The following is a 14,616-nucleotide window of genomic DNA, read 5'->3' on the forward strand; positions in this document are numbered from 1 at the left end:
TGGCGAATCAGCGCAAAACGGCCGGGTAATGCGGGCCAAAAAAACGTAACATCTGCAACCTTCCTGAGTGATGGCGTGATCTTTTACGTTGCAGTCCACTCGGATGGTTCTGCCGCCCCAGAGGCTGCTGGACACCCGTTGATTATCCAGAGTCCCGCCCCATGCCTTTGCTAGATACACCCTTCGCCCAACTCGACCTGATCCGCCAGCCCGACCAGCAGAATGAACCGCTGCAAGCTTTCGATGCGGCCGATGAATACCTGCTCAACCATCTGGCCGAGCAACAGCCGGCGGCAGATACGCGGGTGCTGGTGCTCAACGACAGTTTCGGCGCTCTGGCCATCAGCCTGGCGGGCAAGGTTCAGGTGAGCAGCAGCGGCGACTCGTTTCTGGCCTTTCAGGGGCTGGAAAAGAACCTGCTGCGCAATGGCCATGCATTCGATGCCATACAAGGCATCGCAGCAAGCGAACCATTGAATGGCCCGTTCGACCGGGTGCTGATCCGCGTGCCGAAAACCCTGGCGCTGCTGGAAGAACAATTGATTCGCCTGCAAGGCCAGTTGGCGCCTGGTGCGCAAGTGGTCGCGGCGGCAATGATCAAACATTTACCCCGTGCCGCCGGTGATCTGTTGGAGCGTTACATAGGCCCGGTGCAGGCATCGCTGGCGGTGAAGAAGGCTCGGTTGCTGATTGCCACGCCTGAAGACAAAGCGCCAGCCGTTTCGCCGTATCCGACGCGCTACAACCTCGACGAACCTGCGATCGAACTGCTCAACCACGCCAACGTGTTCTGCCGCGAAGGATTGGATATCGGCACTCGCGCATTCCTGCCTCATCTGCCGAAAAACCTTGGCGCCGCCCGCGTCGCCGACCTCGGCTGCGGCAACGGCGTGCTGGCCATCGCCAGTGCGCTGCAAAACCCGGACGCTCAATATACGTTGGTGGATGAGTCGTTCATGGCCGTGCAATCCGCCGCCGAAAACTGGCGCGCAGCGCTGGGTGAGCGTGAAGTGATCGTGCGTGCCGGAGACGGATTGGCCGGGCAAGAGCCGCAGTCGCTGGACGTGGTGCTGTGCAATCCGCCGTTCCATCAGCAGCAAGTGGTCGGCGACTTTCTCGCCTGGCGGATGTTCCAGCAGGCCCGCGAGGCGCTGGTGGTCGGCGGTGCGCTGTACATTGTCGGCAACCGTCACCTGGGTTATCACACCAAACTGGCGCGGCTGTTCCGCGGTGTCGAGCAAGTGGCGACCACACCGAAATTCGTGATTCTCAAAGCGCGTAAATAAGTCGGGCAAAAAAAATCCTCCCTGCGGAGGATTTTTTCTTTCAGTGCGTACTCAAGCCGGCGGCATTCATGAACATGCGCATCAGGCTCGCAACGATGAAAAGTGCGCCGACGCTGCCGACCCAGATCATCGCCAACCATCCGAGCCGCTGCCACAGCGGCTTTTTTTCGGCTTCTTCAATGTCGTGCAGGGAATGTTTGCCGTTCATTTGCTTTGATCCTCAGTAGATCGATGGCGCCGCAACCGACGCCATCGCGGGCGAACCCGCTCCCACAATTCAACTCTAGTGATAACCGTCTTCGTGGGTGACCTTGCCGCGGAACACGTAGTAGCTCCAGAAGGTATAACCCAGGATGAACGGGATGATGAACAGCGTGCCGACCAGCATGAAGCCCTGGCTTTGCGGCGGTGCCGCGGCGTCCCAGATCGAGATCGACGGCGGCACGATGTTCGGCCACAGGCTGATGCCCAGTCCGCTGTAGCCAAGGAAGATCAGCACCAGCGTCAGCAGGAACGGCGTGTAGTTGGCATTTCGCGCTACTGCTCGGATCAAGCCATACATTGTCACCAGCACCAGAATCGGCACCGGCAGGAACCAGAACAGATTCGGCAGCGTGAACCAGCGCGCTGCGATGTCCGTGTGCGCCAGCGGCGTCCAGATACTGACGACACCGATCACCGCCAGCAGCACGAAGGCCAGTGGGCGCGCGAGGTTGTGCATCTGTTCCTGCAGCTTGCCCTCGGTTTTCATGATCAACCAGGTGCAGCCGAGCAAGGCATACGCCACCACCAGTGCCGCGCCACAGAACAGGGTGAACGGCGTCAGCCAGTCCAGCGAACCGCCGGCGTATTGCCGATTGACCACCGGAAAGCCGTCGATAAACGCTCCGAGCGCCACCCCCTGAAAAAACGTTGCCGCCACCGAACCGCCGATGAACGCCTTGTCCCACAGGTGACGCTTGTCGTCCTTGGCCTTGAAGCGGAACTCGAACGCCACACCGCGAAAAATCAGGCCGATCAGCATGAAGATCAGCGGCAGGTATAGCGCTGACAACACCACCGAATACGCCAGCGGGAATGCCCCAAACAACGCCGCGCCACCCAGTACCAGCCAGGTTTCGTTGCCGTCCCAGACCGGGGCGACGGTGTTCATCATTACGTCACGGTCGACTTTGCCCGGGATGAACGGGAAGAGAATCCCGATCCCCAGGTCGAAGCCGTCCATGACCACGTACATCATGATGCCGAAGATGATGATCACGGCCCAGATCAGCGGAAGATCGATACCCATGATTCAAATCTCCTTGGTCAGGCTGCGGGTGTTGTCAGCCTCGGTGTCATCGTCGTCAGCAGCGGACAACGGACGCGCCGGGGTGCGTTGCTGGCCTGGACCTCCGTCAGTGGTCTCCTTGCCTTCGTCGATCTTCGGCCCTTTGCGCACCAGACGCATCATGTAACCCAGACCGGCACCGAACAGCGCGAAGTACACCACCACAAACATGATCAGCGTGATGCTCATCTGCAAGAAGCTGTGATTGGAGGACGCATCCGCCGTGCGCATCAGCCCGTAGACCACCCACGGCTGACGACCGATTTCGGTAGTGAACCAGCCGGCGAGGATCGCGATCAGACCGGACGGCCCCATCCACAACGTCAGATACAGGAACGGTCGCGAGGTATACAGCTTGTCGCGTTTGCGCAGCCAGAGACTCCACAGACCGGTGAAGATCATCAGGAAACCCAGGCCGACCATGATCCGGAACGACCAGAACACGATGGTCGAATTTGGCCGGTCTTCCGGCGGGAACTCCTTGAGCGCCGGGACTTGTTTGTCCAGCGAGTGCGTCAGGATCAGGCTGCCGAGGTACGGAATTTCCACGGCAAACTTGGTGCGCTCTTCCTTCATGTCCGGCCAGCCGAACAGGATCAGCGGCGTCGGCTCGTCACCGTGGTTTTCCCAGTGACCTTCAATCGCGGCGATTTTCGCCGGCTGATGCTTGAGCGTGTTGAGACCATGGAAGTCACCGATCACGGCCTGGATCGGCGCGACGATCAGCGCCATCCACATCGCCATCGACAGCATCGTGCGAATCGCCGGATTGTCCTTGCCGCGCAGCAAGTGCCAGGCCGCCGACGAACCGACGAAGAACGCCGTCGCGACGAACGCTGCGGTGGCCATGTGGGCCAGACGGTACGGGAATGACGGGTTGAAGATGATCGCGAACCAGTCGGTCGGAATCACCTGACCGTTGACGATTTCGAAGCCCTGCGGCGTCTGCATCCAGCTGTTGGAGGCGAGAATCCAGAACGTCGAGATCAGCGTGCCGACGGCGACCATGACCGTGGCGAAGAAGTGCAGCTTGCGTCCGACCTTGTTCCAGCCGAACAACATTACCCCCAGGAACCCGGCCTCAAGGAAGAATGCCGTGAGCACTTCATAGGTCAGCAGCGGCCCGGTCACGGAACCGGCAAAGTCCGAGAAGCGGCTCCAGTTGGTGCCGAACTGATAGGCCATGACCAGACCGGAAACCACGCCCATGCCGAAGTTGACGGCAAAGATCTTCGACCAGAAATGGTAGAGGTCGCGGTAGGTGTCGTTGTGCGTCTTCAGCCACAACCCCTCGAGCACTGCCAGGTAACTCGCCAGGCCGATGGTGATGGCCGGGAACAGGATGTGGAACGAGATGGTGAATGCGAACTGAATTCGGGCGAGATCTAGTGCCTCTAAACCGAACATAAGTCTTCCTCTGTCAGGTAATACCGGCTGCAAGGCTTGTGGCCTGCACCCACTGCCCCCACGGATATGGAGTGCGGCGAATTTGTATTCGTTCTTTTTTTTACAGGCATCGCAACGCAGGGAGTCTGGCCATTTGGCCGCCGGATCAATTCCGTTAAGGGCCTTGATCTGGATCAATCAACGTTGAAAGAGTAGTCCCATTTTTGCCGACGGTTGCTGTGGTCGTTTGCCGCGTGACAGGTTGCCTCAGCGCTGCGGCAATGCTCTGCAATACATTGTCGTGAGGGATTGCCGTGGGAGCGCCGGAATATCGGTGTCTAGCTAACTAAATTTTTCCGCCTAGCAACTTCTCGTTACATTCTGGTGATAATCTCGGGAATCTCCTCGCTCAAGAACCGCCCTCAGATGCCCAGCCAAGAGCCTTTGCTGCTACGTCACCATCGTCCGTTCCTGGCGTTCTGGATGGCCCGCGTTTTTACTGCCAGCGGTTTTCAAATGCTGACGGTGGCGATCGGTTGGAATCTCTACCAACTGACCGGCAATGTGCTCGATCTGGGACTGGTGGGACTGGTGGAGTTTGCCCCGCGCGTGCTGTTCATGCTGCACACCGGGCATGTGGCCGACCGCTATGACCGACGCAGGGTCGCGGCGATCTGCCAGTCGTTGCAGGCGTTGATCGCCCTGGCGCTGGCGATTGGCAGCGCTACTGATCATGTCACGCGGGAAATGATCTTCATCCTCGCGTTTCTGCTTGGCGCCGCGCGTTCGTTTGAAATGCCGACCACCCAAGCCCTGTTGCCGAGCATCGTGCCCACGGCGCTGTTTCCTCGGGCGGTCGCGGCGGCGCAGTCCGCGCAACAATCAGCAACCATCGTCGCGCCGGCGCTTGGCGGTTTGCTCTACGCGTTCGGCAGCGTCTGGGTCTACGGCCCGACCGTCATTCTGTATGTGATCGCCTGCACCCTGATGCTCAACCTGCCTGCGCGACAGACGCCGCTGAATAAAGGCAAAGCCACTCTGGATTCATTGCTGGCCGGAATTCGCTTCATCCGCAGCCGCCCGGACATCCTCGGTGCGATTTCGCTGGACCTGTTCGCGGTGCTGCTCGGCGGCGCAACGGCGCTGTTGCCGGTGTTCGCCAAAGACATTCTGTTGACCGGGCCGTGGGGCCTGGGCCTGCTGCGCTCGGCACCCGCGGTCGGCGCGTTGCTGATGTCACTGTATCTGGCGCGATTTGCCGTGGAGCGCAACGTTGGCCGGGTGATGTTTACCGCAGTCGGCATATTCGGCGTCGCGACCATTGCCTTCGGCCTGTCGACCTCGTTCTGGTTTTCGCTGGCGGTGCTGGTGGTGCTCGGCGCGGCGGACATGATCAGCATGGTCATCCGCGCCTCCTTCGTGCAACTGGAAACCCCGGACGAAATGCGTGGCCGCGTCAGCGCGGTCAACGGCCTGTTCATAGGCGCCTCGAACCAGCTGGGCGAATTCGAATCCGGCGTCACCGCCCATTGGTTCGGCACTGTGCCGGCGGTAGTCATGGGCGGGATCGGCACGCTGCTGGTGACGGGGACATGGATCAAACTGTTCCCGACACTGGCCAACCGCGACCGGATGCATGTGCCGGTGGAAGAGGTGAAGGTCTGAGCGTCATTCAGGCCAACAACTCCCCCGCCACTTTCGCTCTGACGGCTTTACCCGACAGTTGCTCGACCAGCGTCAGCGCAAACGCCAGCGCGGCGCCTGAGCCTTGGGCGGTGATGCAATTGCCGTCGACTACCACCGGTTGATCAACAAACGTACAACCGGACAGCTGATGGCTCGCGCTGGGCAGGCAGGTCATGCGTCGCTGACGCAGTACGCCGAAGGATTGCAGTGCTACCGCCGGGGCTTCGGCGATGGCGGCAAACAGTCGGCCGGCGCTGGCTTGATCCTTGAGCAGTTGTTGCAGGGGTTGATGCGCCGCCAAGTGTTGCGCACCGACGGCACCGCCGGGCAGGACGATCAGGTCGAACGTCTGCGCCAGCACATCGACCAGCATGCCATCGGCGGTGATTCGGGTACCACGGGCGCAAGTCAGCATGCGTCGGCCTTCGATGCTCGCCGCCAGCACTTCGATGCCGGCGCGGCGCAACACATCGATCAGGGTCACGCTTTGCAGATCATCGATGCCCTCGGCGAGGGTGATCAGAGCTCTAAAGGTCATGGGCGCTATCCGCTGAGTGATCTTTAAAGCGTAGTCAGCTTTGCCGCGCACCGTTCGGTGCGAGGCGTTACTTGATGTAAAGCTGGGTAGACAAAGTGTTGCGCGGGGCGTTGATCGAGGTGTTGCTGAAGGTAAACGTGCCCTGCTGCTTCCCCGCCAGATCGAAGCTATATAGAGAGCCGACGGTTTTGCGGCCCGGCGAGCACTCGGTCAGATTACCGTTATCGAAGGCACAGACCGGGCTGCGGCTGCCGTTGACTTCAAAACCATCCAGTGTGGCTTGCGGTTGATTCTGTCCGTAGCCGATTTCCAGCACATACACCTTGATGCTCGACCCGCCGTGATTGCAACCGGTCTGCGCCTGACCGTCGCTAATGTCTTCCAGCCCGCAGGAGGCCGATTGCACCTTGATCACTTTGACCTCTGACAGCGGCGGTGCCGACGCCGCAAATGCTGCCGGCACCCCGCTCAGCAGCGATATCATCAGCCCGCAAGCCTTCATCCAACCCTTGTTCATGCAATCGATCCCCCGAAAAATCAGCGCGCAGTATGGCGCAGTTGGCCGCGAGGCAAAACTTCGCCGACGATCGCCTCCAACATCCGCCCAATTGCTCACGCTGCTGGTATGATGCGCGGCTTTTTCCGGCCCAGCAAAAATCCCAGGCGCATCCGACGGTCTGTGCTTTGCTGTTGAGGTCGATACATTCACGGCGCCACGCGCGCCACGGGGAGCAGACATGCTGGAAAGGCTGTTTCAACTCAAGGCACACAACACCAACGTGCGCACCGAGATTCTGGCGGGCGTCACGACCTTCTTGGCCATGGCCTACATTCTGTTCGTCAACCCGAGCATTCTCGGCGAGACCGGCATGGACAAAGGTGCGGTGTTCGTCGCCACCTGTCTGGCAGCCGCCATTGGCTCGACGGTCATGGGCCTGATCGCCAATTACCCGATCGCCCTCGCGCCGGGTATGGGCCTGAATGCGTTCTTCACTTACACCGTGGTGCTGCACATGGGCCACACCTGGCAAGTGGCGCTGGGCGCGGTGTTCATTTCGGCGGTGTGCTTCTTCCTGCTGTCGATCTTTCGCATCCGTGAATGGATCATCAACAGCATTCCGCTGCCGCTGCGCTCGGCGATTGCCGCCGGTATCGGCTTGTTCCTCGCGCTGATCGCCCTGCATAACGCCGGTATCGTGGTCAGTAACCAGGCGACCATGGTCGGCCTCGGCGACCTGAAACAACCGGCGCCGATCCTCGCTACCCTCGGTTTCGCGCTGATCGTTGCCCTTGAAGCGTTGAAAGTACGCGGCGCAGTGCTGATCGGCATCCTCGCGGTGACCATCGTCTCGATCGCGCTCGGCTTCACGCCGTTTGCCGGCGTGACCTCGATGCCGCCATCGCTGGCCCCGACCTTCATGCAACTGGACATCAAAGGCGCACTGGACATCGGTCTGGTCAGCGTGATTTTCGCCTTCCTGTTCGTCGACCTGTTCGACAACTCCGGCACCTTGATCGGCGTCGCCAAACGCGCCGGCCTGATGGGCAAGGACGGCCACATGCCGAAAATGGGCCGTGCCCTGATCGCTGACAGTACTGCGGCAATGGCGGGTTCCCTGCTGGGCACCTCGACTACTACCAGCTACATCGAATCCGCCGCTGGCGTGAGTGCCGGGGGCCGCACGGGCCTGACCGCGGTAGTGGTGGCGATTCTGTTCCTGCTGGCGCTGTTCTTCTCGCCATTGGCCTCTAGCGTTCCGGCATTCGCGACTGCCCCGGCCCTGCTGTTCGTCGCCGTGCTGATGACTTCCGGCCTGGCAGAAATAGACTGGGACGACATTACCGTTGCCGCGCCCGTGGTGGTCACCGCGCTGGCGATGCCATTCACCTATTCCATCGCCAACGGCATCGCGTTTGGTTTCATCGCCTGGACCGGCATCAAGCTGCTGTCCGGCCGCGGCCGTGAGCTGAACCCGGCGCTGGTGATTCTGTCGATTCTGTTCGTGATCAAGTTGGGTTGGTTCAACGCATGACTTTTGATTCCCAGGCCTACGCCGCACAGCTCGAAGACAAGGTCACGCGCCTGCGTGACCTGCTGGCCCCGTTCGATGCGCCCGAGCCGACCGTATTTGACTCGCCGTTGCAGAACTTCCGCCTGCGCGCCGAATTCCGCCTGTGGCGCGAAGGTGGTGAGCGTCACTACGCGATGTTCGCGCAAGACGACAAACGCACGCCGATCCTGATCGAAGAGTTCCCGATCGCCAGCCTGCGCATCAACCAGTTGATGCCGCAATTGAAAGCCGCGTGGCAGGCCAATGCAGCGCTGAGCCATAAGCTGTTTCAGGTGGAGTTCCTGACCACGCTGGCCGGCGACGCGATGATCACGCTGTGCTATCACCGTCCGCTGGACGCTCACTGGCACACGGCAGCGAGCAAACTGGCGGCGGATCTCGGCGTGAGCATCATTGGTCGCTCGAAGGGCAAACGCGAAGTGCTCGGCCTGGATTACGTGGTCGAAAAACTTGAAGTCGGCGGGCGTACTTTCAGCTACCGCCAGCCGGAAGGCGCGTTCACCCAGCCCAACGGCACGGTGAACCAGAAGATGCTCAACTGGGCATACGAAGCGCTGGGCGATCGTACTGACGATTTGCTCGAGCTGTATTGCGGCAACGGCAACTTCACCCTGCCACTGGCTACCCGCGTGCGCAAAGTGCTGGCCACCGAAATCAGCAAGACTTCGGTCAACGCGGCGCTGAGCAACCTCAGCGAAAACGCTGTGGATAACGTCACCCTGGTGCGCCTGTCCGCCGAAGAGTTGACCGAAGCACTGAACGAAGTGCGTCCGTTCCGTCGCCTGCACGGCATCGACCTGAAAAGCTACGAATTCGGTAGCGTGTTCGTCGACCCGCCACGTGCCGGCATGGACCCGGACACCTGCGAGCTGACGCGGCGTTTCGACAACATCCTGTACATCTCCTGCAACCCGGAAACTCTCGCGGCCAACATCGCCCAGTTGCACGACACGCATCGCATTTCCAGCTGTGCGCTGTTCGATCAGTTCCCGTGGACGCACCACATGGAATCCGGCGTGATGCTGACCCGGCGTTGATTGCAACGCCTGACACAACAAAGCCGTCGTGATTGACGGCTTTTTTGTGCGCTCACAATGCAGGATCAACCTTGCGCGGGCGCCCGCCCTTCTTGCCATTGGCGCGTGCGGCCTCAGCCTTGGCGGTGCTGCTCTGGCGACCGTTGCGCGAGGCGATTACCGACGCCGCCATCGACATCAATGGCTGACTGGCCGAAATCATCCCGGCGATGGAAATCTGCAGATCCTTAGCGTCATGGCACAGGGCGGTGCCGGCGAAACCGAGTTTCACTCCGGCAAAATCTTCCGGCTGGAAATCAGCCAATTCCGGATACAGATTCACCGGCAGCAGTACACCGCTGTCGTCTTCGAAATGGATCACCAGACACGGCGGGTGAAAGCTCACTGACACGGCTTGCAAGCTGCTGCGCCGACGCACGCCGCCACGATCGACAGCCTCGTCGAGGCGGTTTTGCGTAACCGGTCGGTCCGCCTGCAACCCGGCCTTGACTGTTTTCATAATTCGATCTCTATGCCTTCCTGAGCGCCAACCAGCGCGAGCAGGGTTTTGTTCACTTCAGGTTCGTAATACGCCGAAGCGATTCTGAACGTCGTGCTGGTCACTTGCCGCAGTACCGCGACTTCGTTCGCCTGCTCGTCCCACCATTGATTGTCGAGGCACGCCGTACGTAAACGACTCCACCAGATCCCACGCGCGCGGCGCAGATGATCCGTTTGCCGCAACGCCTGGCGCAGCCCTTCGAGTACCGCAACCGGCGGCCGCCGCGACAGCGGAATCACATCCCACAATTCGACGCCGTTGTGCCAGAAGCTGAATTTGAACCGCGCGCTCCATGCGCCGGCATCCACATGGGCATGGGGCGGGCAGTGCTCGTCGCGCAACATGATCACCAATGACAATCCTTTGTAACCACACACTTTCATGCTAACCCATCCGTTAGGTTAAAGAGTTTGTCGATTTGCCGTTCCCTGACAAATCCGACCATCGGCGCCAATGCCTGAAATGGCCGCCAGGTTCCGAGCCTAGTGCGGGAAGCAGAAAAGCCGCGCGCAAAACCGTAACCAATCCTTTCGCCACCTCGGTGATGTTCGATCATCGAACACAAAACGCAGCGCCGACCGCTGAGCAATTGCTTAAAGTAACCGGCTAGTACAATTTATATCCACAGGCCGAAACACTCGGCCGATGCCAAAAACAATAAGTGGAGTTTGTTCCCATGGCCCCTATCGTTCTGGTGCTTAACGGCCCGAACCTGAACCTGCTCGGCACCCGTGAGCCGGCGACCTACGGCCACGAAACCCTGGCTGATATCTCCGCCTTGTGCGGGCGCGCCGGCGAAGAATTCGGCCTGGCGGTGGAGTTTCGCCAGACCAACCACGAAGGCGAACTGCTCGACTGGATTCACGCCGCCCGTGGCCGCTGCGCCGGGATCGTGATCAATCCGGCAGCCTGGACACACACCTCAGTGGCGATTCGCGACGCATTGGTCGCCAGCGAACTGCCGGTGATCGAGGTGCACCTGTCCAACGTCCACGCCCGCGAACCGTTCCGCCATCAGTCATTCGTTTCCGCCATCGCCACCGCGGTGATGTGCGGTTTTGGCAGCCATGGCTATCGGCTGGCCCTGGAACATTTCAGCCAGCGACTGACAGGGAGAAGCGCATGAGCCGCGCCAACGTGATACTCGCCGGGCTGATCGGCGCCGGCATTCAGGCCTCCCGCACCCCGGCACTGCACGAGCACGAAGGTGACGAACAAGGCCTGCGTTACCTGTACCGGTTGATCGATCTCGATCAGCTGAAACTCGACAGCAGCGCCCTGCCCGACCTGTTGCTGGCCGCCGAGCGCATGAACTACACCGGGCTGAACATCACCTTCCCGTGCAAGCAGGCGATCATTCCGCTACTCAATGAGTTATCGCCAGAAGCGCGCGGCATCGGCGCGGTCAACACCGTGGTGCTGAAAGACGGCAAACGTGTAGGACACAACACCGATTGCCTGGGATTCGCCGAAGGTTTTCGTCGTGGCCTACAAGACGCTGCCCGCGAACGTGTAGTCCAGATGGGCGCGGGTGGCGCCGGGGCGGCAGTCGCCCACGCGCTGTTGAGCGAAGGCGTACAGCAACTGAGTATTTTTGATGTGGACGCCGAGCGCGCGCAAAGCCTGGCGCACAATCTCAACCAGCATTTCGGCGCGGCTCGTGCGGTGGCCGGACAGGATCTGCCGGGCACGCTGAATCAGGCTGATGGTTTGGTGAACACCACGCCAATGGGCATGGCTAAACTGCCAGGCACACCAGTGCCGGTCGAGCTGCTGCGGCGCGAGTTGTGGGTAGCGGAGATTGTGTATTTCCCGCTGGAAACCGAGTTGCTGCGCGCCGCCCGCGCCTTGGGCTGCCGTACGCTGGACGGCGGCAACATGGCGGTGTTTCAGGCAGTGAAGGCGTTTGAGTTGTTCAGCGGCGTGGTGCCGGATGCGCAGCGCATGCTCGCGCATTTTCAAAGCATGAATGGTTGAAAACGTTGAGGGAGGCCTGGGCCTCCCTCAATGCGTGTCACGTCTGCAAATAGCGCAAAACCGACTCGCAAATCATCTCGCGATGGCGCTGCTTGATGCCTTCATCCGGCAGATCAACCTGAAAGATCGCACCCAGCGTATGTCGGTTCGACACGCGATAGAAGCAGAACGAACTGATCAACAAATGCACATCCAGCGCGTCGAGTCCGGCGCGAAACAAGCCTTCAGCAGCACCGCGTCGCAGAATCTCGCTGAGCGAATCGAGGATCGTGTTGTTCATTGCCTTGATCGCATCCGAACGCTTCACGTACTCGGCGTTGTGGATGTTTTCGATGCTGACGATGCGCACGAAATCGACGTTGCGATCATGGTGATCAAAGGTGAACTCGACCAGGCGGCGGATCGCTTCCACCGGTGGCAACTCAGCCAGGTGCAGACGGTTTTCCGTGGTGCGGATGTCGCCGTAAAGTTTCTCCAGCACCTCGACGTACAGCTGTTCCTTACTGCCGAAGTAGTAATAGATCATGCGTTTGGAGGTGTGGATGCGCTCGGCAATCGAATCGACGCGAGCACCGGACAGGCCCTGCTGGACGAACTCGACGATCGCCTCTTGCAGAATATTTTCGCGGGTTTTTTCCGGGTTGTTCTTGCGACTTTTGCGCGGCTCGACGTGGGCTACAGCTGGTGCGGCGTCGGCGGCGGAAAGTTCTGAATTGATTGTCATCGCGGGCTCACGGCCATCACTGCACAGGCTGGCGATTATGGGCTGCGCGCCACAGTGAAGGAAGCCGCGCAGCTCGTGTTTAACGCCGCGTTTACGAAATACCTACAACTTCGCCTGGCGAACTGCGCCACTGCGTGCTTTGGCCATTGCCGCCAGCCGCACCGCCACGTTGGCCGCGCCATAACCGGCGTAGCCGTGCTTGCGCTGGATGATTTCGAAGAAGAAACGTCCTTCGAACGCTTCGGTGTAAACGTGGAACAGCTCGCCGCCCTGCGCATCGCGGTCGTACAACACGTTGTAGTAGGCCAGCTCGCTGAGGAATTCTTCATCGAAATCGAAGCGTGCAGCGAGGTCGTCGTAATAGTTGAGCGGGATGTCCAGCAATGGCACACCGGCCTCTTTCGCGCGGCTGACCTCGGCGAAGATGTCATCGCAATCGAAGGCAATGTGATGCACCCCGGAGCCGCGATAACTCGACAGTGCGTGTGAGATTGCGGTGTTGCGGTTCTCGGAAATGTTCAGCGGCAAACGGATCGAACTGTCCCGACTGCGCAGCGCGCGACTCTTCACCAGACCGTAGGGATCGGGCAGTACCACTTCGTCATCGGCGACGAAATCCAGCAGGCTTTTGTAGAACTGCACCCAACTGTCGAGGCTGTCGGCCGGCAGCGCCATGGCCATGTGGTCAATGCGTTTAAGACCGCCACCTGCGAACGCACCCGAGAGCATATTGAAATCGGTGCCATAGACATCCGCCTCCTCATCCACCAGGTAAATCAGGCTGCCGTCCGGTGCACGCACCGCGCCCAGCTCCAACTCATTGGGGCCGACCAGGCCGCGATATGGCTGACCCTTATAGGCCACCGCACGCGCCAGGGCTTTCGCACTGTCCTTGACCCGCACCGCCGTGGCACACAGCGACGGGCCATGGGCTTCGAAAAAACTGTTGGCGAACGAATAGGGTTCGGAGTTGAGGATCAGGTTGATATCGCCCTGACGCAGCAGGCTCACGCTCTTGGAACGATGCTGCCCGGCCTTGACGAAGCCCAGCCGCTCAAGCCAGTTCGACAGCTTGGCGCCGAGGCTTTCATCCACGGCGAATTCCAGAAATTCGATGCCGTTGTACTCGCTGGCCTTCGGCGTTTCGAAGAGGATTTCGCGGTTATCCACAGGCCGGACATCTTGTTCCAGACGCTGACGGGTCTTCTCTTCCAGATACAGCAGCGAACGCAACCCATCGGCCGCATTGGCTCGCGGTGGCGCGGCGCGGAAACCGTCGTTGAAGATCTCCAGCGACAGCGGCCCGGTGTAACCGCTCTGAATGATCGGCGCGAGAAAGCCTGGCAGATCGAATTCGCCCTGCCCCGGGAAGCAGCGGAAATGCCGGCTCCATTCGAGCACGTCCATCGCGAGGATCGGCGCGTCGGCCATTTGTACGAAGAAAATCTTGTCGCCGGGAATCTCGGCAATCGCGCGTGGATCGCCCTTGAGCGACAGGGTATGGAAACTGTCGAGCAGCACGCCGAGGCTCGGATGATCAGCCTGACGCACGATGTCCCAGACCTGTTGATAAGTATTGACGTGACGCCCCCAGGCCAGCGCTTCGTAGCCGATACGCAAGCCACGGGCACCAGCATGTTCGGCCAGCAGGCGCAGGTCGTCGATGAGGATTTGTTGATCGCCGATGCTGTCCGGCGAGGCGTTGCTGCACACCAGCACCAGATCAGTGCCGAGTTCCTGCATCAGATCGAACTTGCGCTCGGCGCGCTCCAGATTGCGCGCAAGGCGATCACGGCGGCAGCCTTCGAAATCGCGGAACGGCTGAAACAGCGTGATGGCGATCCCGAGGTCGGCGCACATCTGTTTAATTTCACGCGGGCTGCCGTCGTAGTACAGGAGGTCGTTCTCGAAGATCTCCACCCCGTCGAACCCGGCGGCGGCGATGGCTTCGAGTTTTTCCGGCAGGGTTCCGCTCAAGGACACGGTGGCAATGGATCGCTGCATGTTTCAACTCCCGATGGAGACGTCGGCTACGTGGA

The 14,616-nt window shown here is 60.3% G+C and carries 15 protein-coding genes; 6 read left to right on the forward strand and 9 right to left on the reverse strand.

The genetic code is table 11. The features are described from left to right. Nucleotides 1-161 precede the first annotated feature (161 nt). Nucleotides 162-1,286 carry a methyltransferase gene (locus ACP7BN_RS13045; protein WP_426204591.1) on the forward strand — a complete coding sequence of 375 codons (1,125 nt, stop codon included), beginning with the start codon at nt 162-164 and terminating at the stop codon, nt 1,284-1,286. Nucleotides 1,287-1,326: 40 nt separating this feature from the next. On the opposite strand, the gene ACP7BN_RS13050 is transcribed toward ACP7BN_RS13045, so the two are convergent. The 3 genes from ACP7BN_RS13050 to ACP7BN_RS13060 all read right to left on the reverse strand — a co-directional run bounded on the left by ACP7BN_RS13050 (nt 1,327) and on the right by ACP7BN_RS13060 (nt 4,023). Beyond that, complete coding sequence (locus ACP7BN_RS13050; protein WP_420648476.1) at nt 1,327-1,494, reverse strand: DUF2474 domain-containing protein; 168 nt, start codon at nt 1,492-1,494, stop codon at nt 1,327-1,329. Between the two features lie 75 nt (nt 1,495-1,569). Beyond that, complete coding sequence (cydB, locus tag ACP7BN_RS13055) at nt 1,570-2,577, reverse strand: cytochrome d ubiquinol oxidase subunit II (protein ID WP_420648477.1); 1,008 nt, start codon at nt 2,575-2,577, stop codon at nt 1,570-1,572. A 3-nt stretch (nt 2,578-2,580) separates the two neighbouring features. Then, a complete protein-coding gene (locus ACP7BN_RS13060; protein ID WP_420648478.1) occupies nt 2,581-4,023 on the reverse strand; it encodes a cytochrome ubiquinol oxidase subunit I in 1,443 nt (480 codons plus the stop codon). 405 nt (nt 4,024-4,428) lie between these two features. Here ACP7BN_RS13060 and ACP7BN_RS13065 point away from each other — a divergent pair, with 405 nt between their 5' ends. Beyond that, nucleotides 4,429-5,667 (forward strand): MFS transporter, encoded by a 1,239-nt coding sequence (locus ACP7BN_RS13065; protein ID WP_426204593.1) that lies wholly within the window; start codon nt 4,429-4,431, stop codon nt 5,665-5,667. A 7-nt stretch (nt 5,668-5,674) separates the two neighbouring features. Here ACP7BN_RS13065 and ACP7BN_RS13070 read toward each other — a convergent pair whose 3' ends face one another. Beyond that, nucleotides 5,675-6,226: a DJ-1 family glyoxalase III gene (locus ACP7BN_RS13070; RefSeq protein ID WP_426204596.1), complete on the reverse strand. Its 552-nt coding sequence runs from the start codon at nt 6,224-6,226 to the stop codon at nt 5,675-5,677. A 67-nt stretch (nt 6,227-6,293) separates the two neighbouring features. Beyond that, the gene (locus ACP7BN_RS13075; RefSeq protein ID WP_426204598.1) at nt 6,294-6,743 is read right to left on the reverse strand and encodes a DUF4879 domain-containing protein; all 450 of its coding nucleotides are present in this window, start codon (nt 6,741-6,743) and stop codon (nt 6,294-6,296) included. A 220-nt stretch (nt 6,744-6,963) separates the two neighbouring features. On the opposite strand from ACP7BN_RS13075, the gene ACP7BN_RS13080 reads away from it, so the two are divergent. Then, complete coding sequence (locus ACP7BN_RS13080; protein ID WP_426204600.1) at nt 6,964-8,259, forward strand: NCS2 family permease; 1,296 nt, start codon at nt 6,964-6,966, stop codon at nt 8,257-8,259. Further along, nucleotides 8,256-9,335 (forward strand): tRNA (uridine(54)-C5)-methyltransferase TrmA, encoded by a 1,080-nt coding sequence (trmA, locus tag ACP7BN_RS13085; RefSeq protein WP_426204602.1) that lies wholly within the window; start codon nt 8,256-8,258, stop codon nt 9,333-9,335. Before ACP7BN_RS13080 ends, trmA begins: the two co-directional genes overlap by 4 nt. Nucleotides 9,336-9,387: 52 nt before the next feature. Here the strand turns inward: trmA and ACP7BN_RS13090 are convergent, their stop codons facing one another. After that, a complete protein-coding gene (locus ACP7BN_RS13090) occupies nt 9,388-9,834 on the reverse strand; it encodes a DUF2442 domain-containing protein (RefSeq protein ID WP_426204604.1) in 447 nt (148 codons plus the stop codon). Beyond that, nucleotides 9,831-10,259 carry a DUF4160 domain-containing protein gene (locus ACP7BN_RS13095; protein WP_426204606.1) on the reverse strand — a complete coding sequence of 143 codons (429 nt, stop codon included), beginning with the start codon at nt 10,257-10,259 and terminating at the stop codon, nt 9,831-9,833. Before ACP7BN_RS13095 ends, ACP7BN_RS13090 begins: the two co-directional genes overlap by 4 nt. A 293-nt stretch (nt 10,260-10,552) precedes the next feature. On the opposite strand from ACP7BN_RS13095, the gene aroQ reads away from it, so the two are divergent. Together aroQ and ACP7BN_RS13105 are read left to right on the forward strand one after the other, a co-directional pair. After that, nucleotides 10,553-11,002 (forward strand): type II 3-dehydroquinate dehydratase, encoded by a 450-nt coding sequence (gene aroQ, locus ACP7BN_RS13100; RefSeq protein WP_426204608.1) that lies wholly within the window; start codon nt 10,553-10,555, stop codon nt 11,000-11,002. Then, entirely contained in the window at nt 10,999-11,853 is an 855-nt protein-coding gene (locus ACP7BN_RS13105; protein WP_426204610.1) for a shikimate dehydrogenase, read from the forward strand. Before aroQ ends, ACP7BN_RS13105 begins: the two co-directional genes overlap by 4 nt. 37 nt (nt 11,854-11,890) lie before the next feature. Here ACP7BN_RS13105 and ACP7BN_RS13110 read toward each other — a convergent pair whose 3' ends face one another. Together ACP7BN_RS13110 and quiC are read right to left on the reverse strand one after the other, a co-directional pair. Continuing rightward, nucleotides 11,891-12,577, reverse strand: a complete 687-nt coding sequence (locus ACP7BN_RS13110; protein ID WP_426204612.1) for a TetR family transcriptional regulator — start codon at nt 12,575-12,577, stop codon at nt 11,891-11,893. Between the two features lie 102 nt (nt 12,578-12,679). Then, nucleotides 12,680-14,581, reverse strand: coding sequence for a 3-dehydroshikimate dehydratase QuiC (quiC, locus tag ACP7BN_RS13115; RefSeq protein ID WP_426204613.1), 1,902 nt, complete (start codon nt 14,579-14,581; stop codon nt 12,680-12,682). Between the last annotated feature and the right edge of the window lie 35 nt (nt 14,582-14,616).

This window comes from Pseudomonas sp. TWP3-1 (assembly GCF_049896625.1).
Lineage (GTDB): Bacteria > Pseudomonadota > Gammaproteobacteria > Pseudomonadales > Pseudomonadaceae > Aquipseudomonas.

Coding starts and splice junctions, on each gene's coding strand:
- ACP7BN_RS13045 (WP_426204591.1), top strand. CDS start 162: ATGCCTTTGCTAGATACACCCTTCGCCCAACTCGACCTGATCCGCCAG.
- ACP7BN_RS13050 (WP_420648476.1), bottom strand. CDS start 1,494: ATGAACGGCAAACATTCCCTGCACGACATTGAAGAAGCCGAAAAAAAG.
- cydB (WP_420648477.1), bottom strand. CDS start 2,577: ATGGGTATCGATCTTCCGCTGATCTGGGCCGTGATCATCATCTTCGGC.
- ACP7BN_RS13060 (WP_420648478.1), bottom strand. CDS start 4,023: ATGTTCGGTTTAGAGGCACTAGATCTCGCCCGAATTCAGTTCGCATTC.
- ACP7BN_RS13065 (WP_426204593.1), top strand. CDS start 4,429: ATGCCCAGCCAAGAGCCTTTGCTGCTACGTCACCATCGTCCGTTCCTG.
- ACP7BN_RS13070 (WP_426204596.1), bottom strand. CDS start 6,226: ATGACCTTTAGAGCTCTGATCACCCTCGCCGAGGGCATCGATGATCTG.
- ACP7BN_RS13075 (WP_426204598.1), bottom strand. CDS start 6,743: ATGAACAAGGGTTGGATGAAGGCTTGCGGGCTGATGATATCGCTGCTG.
- ACP7BN_RS13080 (WP_426204600.1), top strand. CDS start 6,964: ATGCTGGAAAGGCTGTTTCAACTCAAGGCACACAACACCAACGTGCGC.
- trmA (WP_426204602.1), top strand. CDS start 8,256: ATGACTTTTGATTCCCAGGCCTACGCCGCACAGCTCGAAGACAAGGTC.
- ACP7BN_RS13090 (WP_426204604.1), bottom strand. CDS start 9,834: ATGAAAACAGTCAAGGCCGGGTTGCAGGCGGACCGACCGGTTACGCAA.
- ACP7BN_RS13095 (WP_426204606.1), bottom strand. CDS start 10,259: ATGAAAGTGTGTGGTTACAAAGGATTGTCATTGGTGATCATGTTGCGC.
- aroQ (WP_426204608.1), top strand. CDS start 10,553: ATGGCCCCTATCGTTCTGGTGCTTAACGGCCCGAACCTGAACCTGCTC.
- ACP7BN_RS13105 (WP_426204610.1), top strand. CDS start 10,999: ATGAGCCGCGCCAACGTGATACTCGCCGGGCTGATCGGCGCCGGCATT.
- ACP7BN_RS13110 (WP_426204612.1), bottom strand. CDS start 12,577: ATGACAATCAATTCAGAACTTTCCGCCGCCGACGCCGCACCAGCTGTA.
- quiC (WP_426204613.1), bottom strand. CDS start 14,581: ATGCAGCGATCCATTGCCACCGTGTCCTTGAGCGGAACCCTGCCGGAA.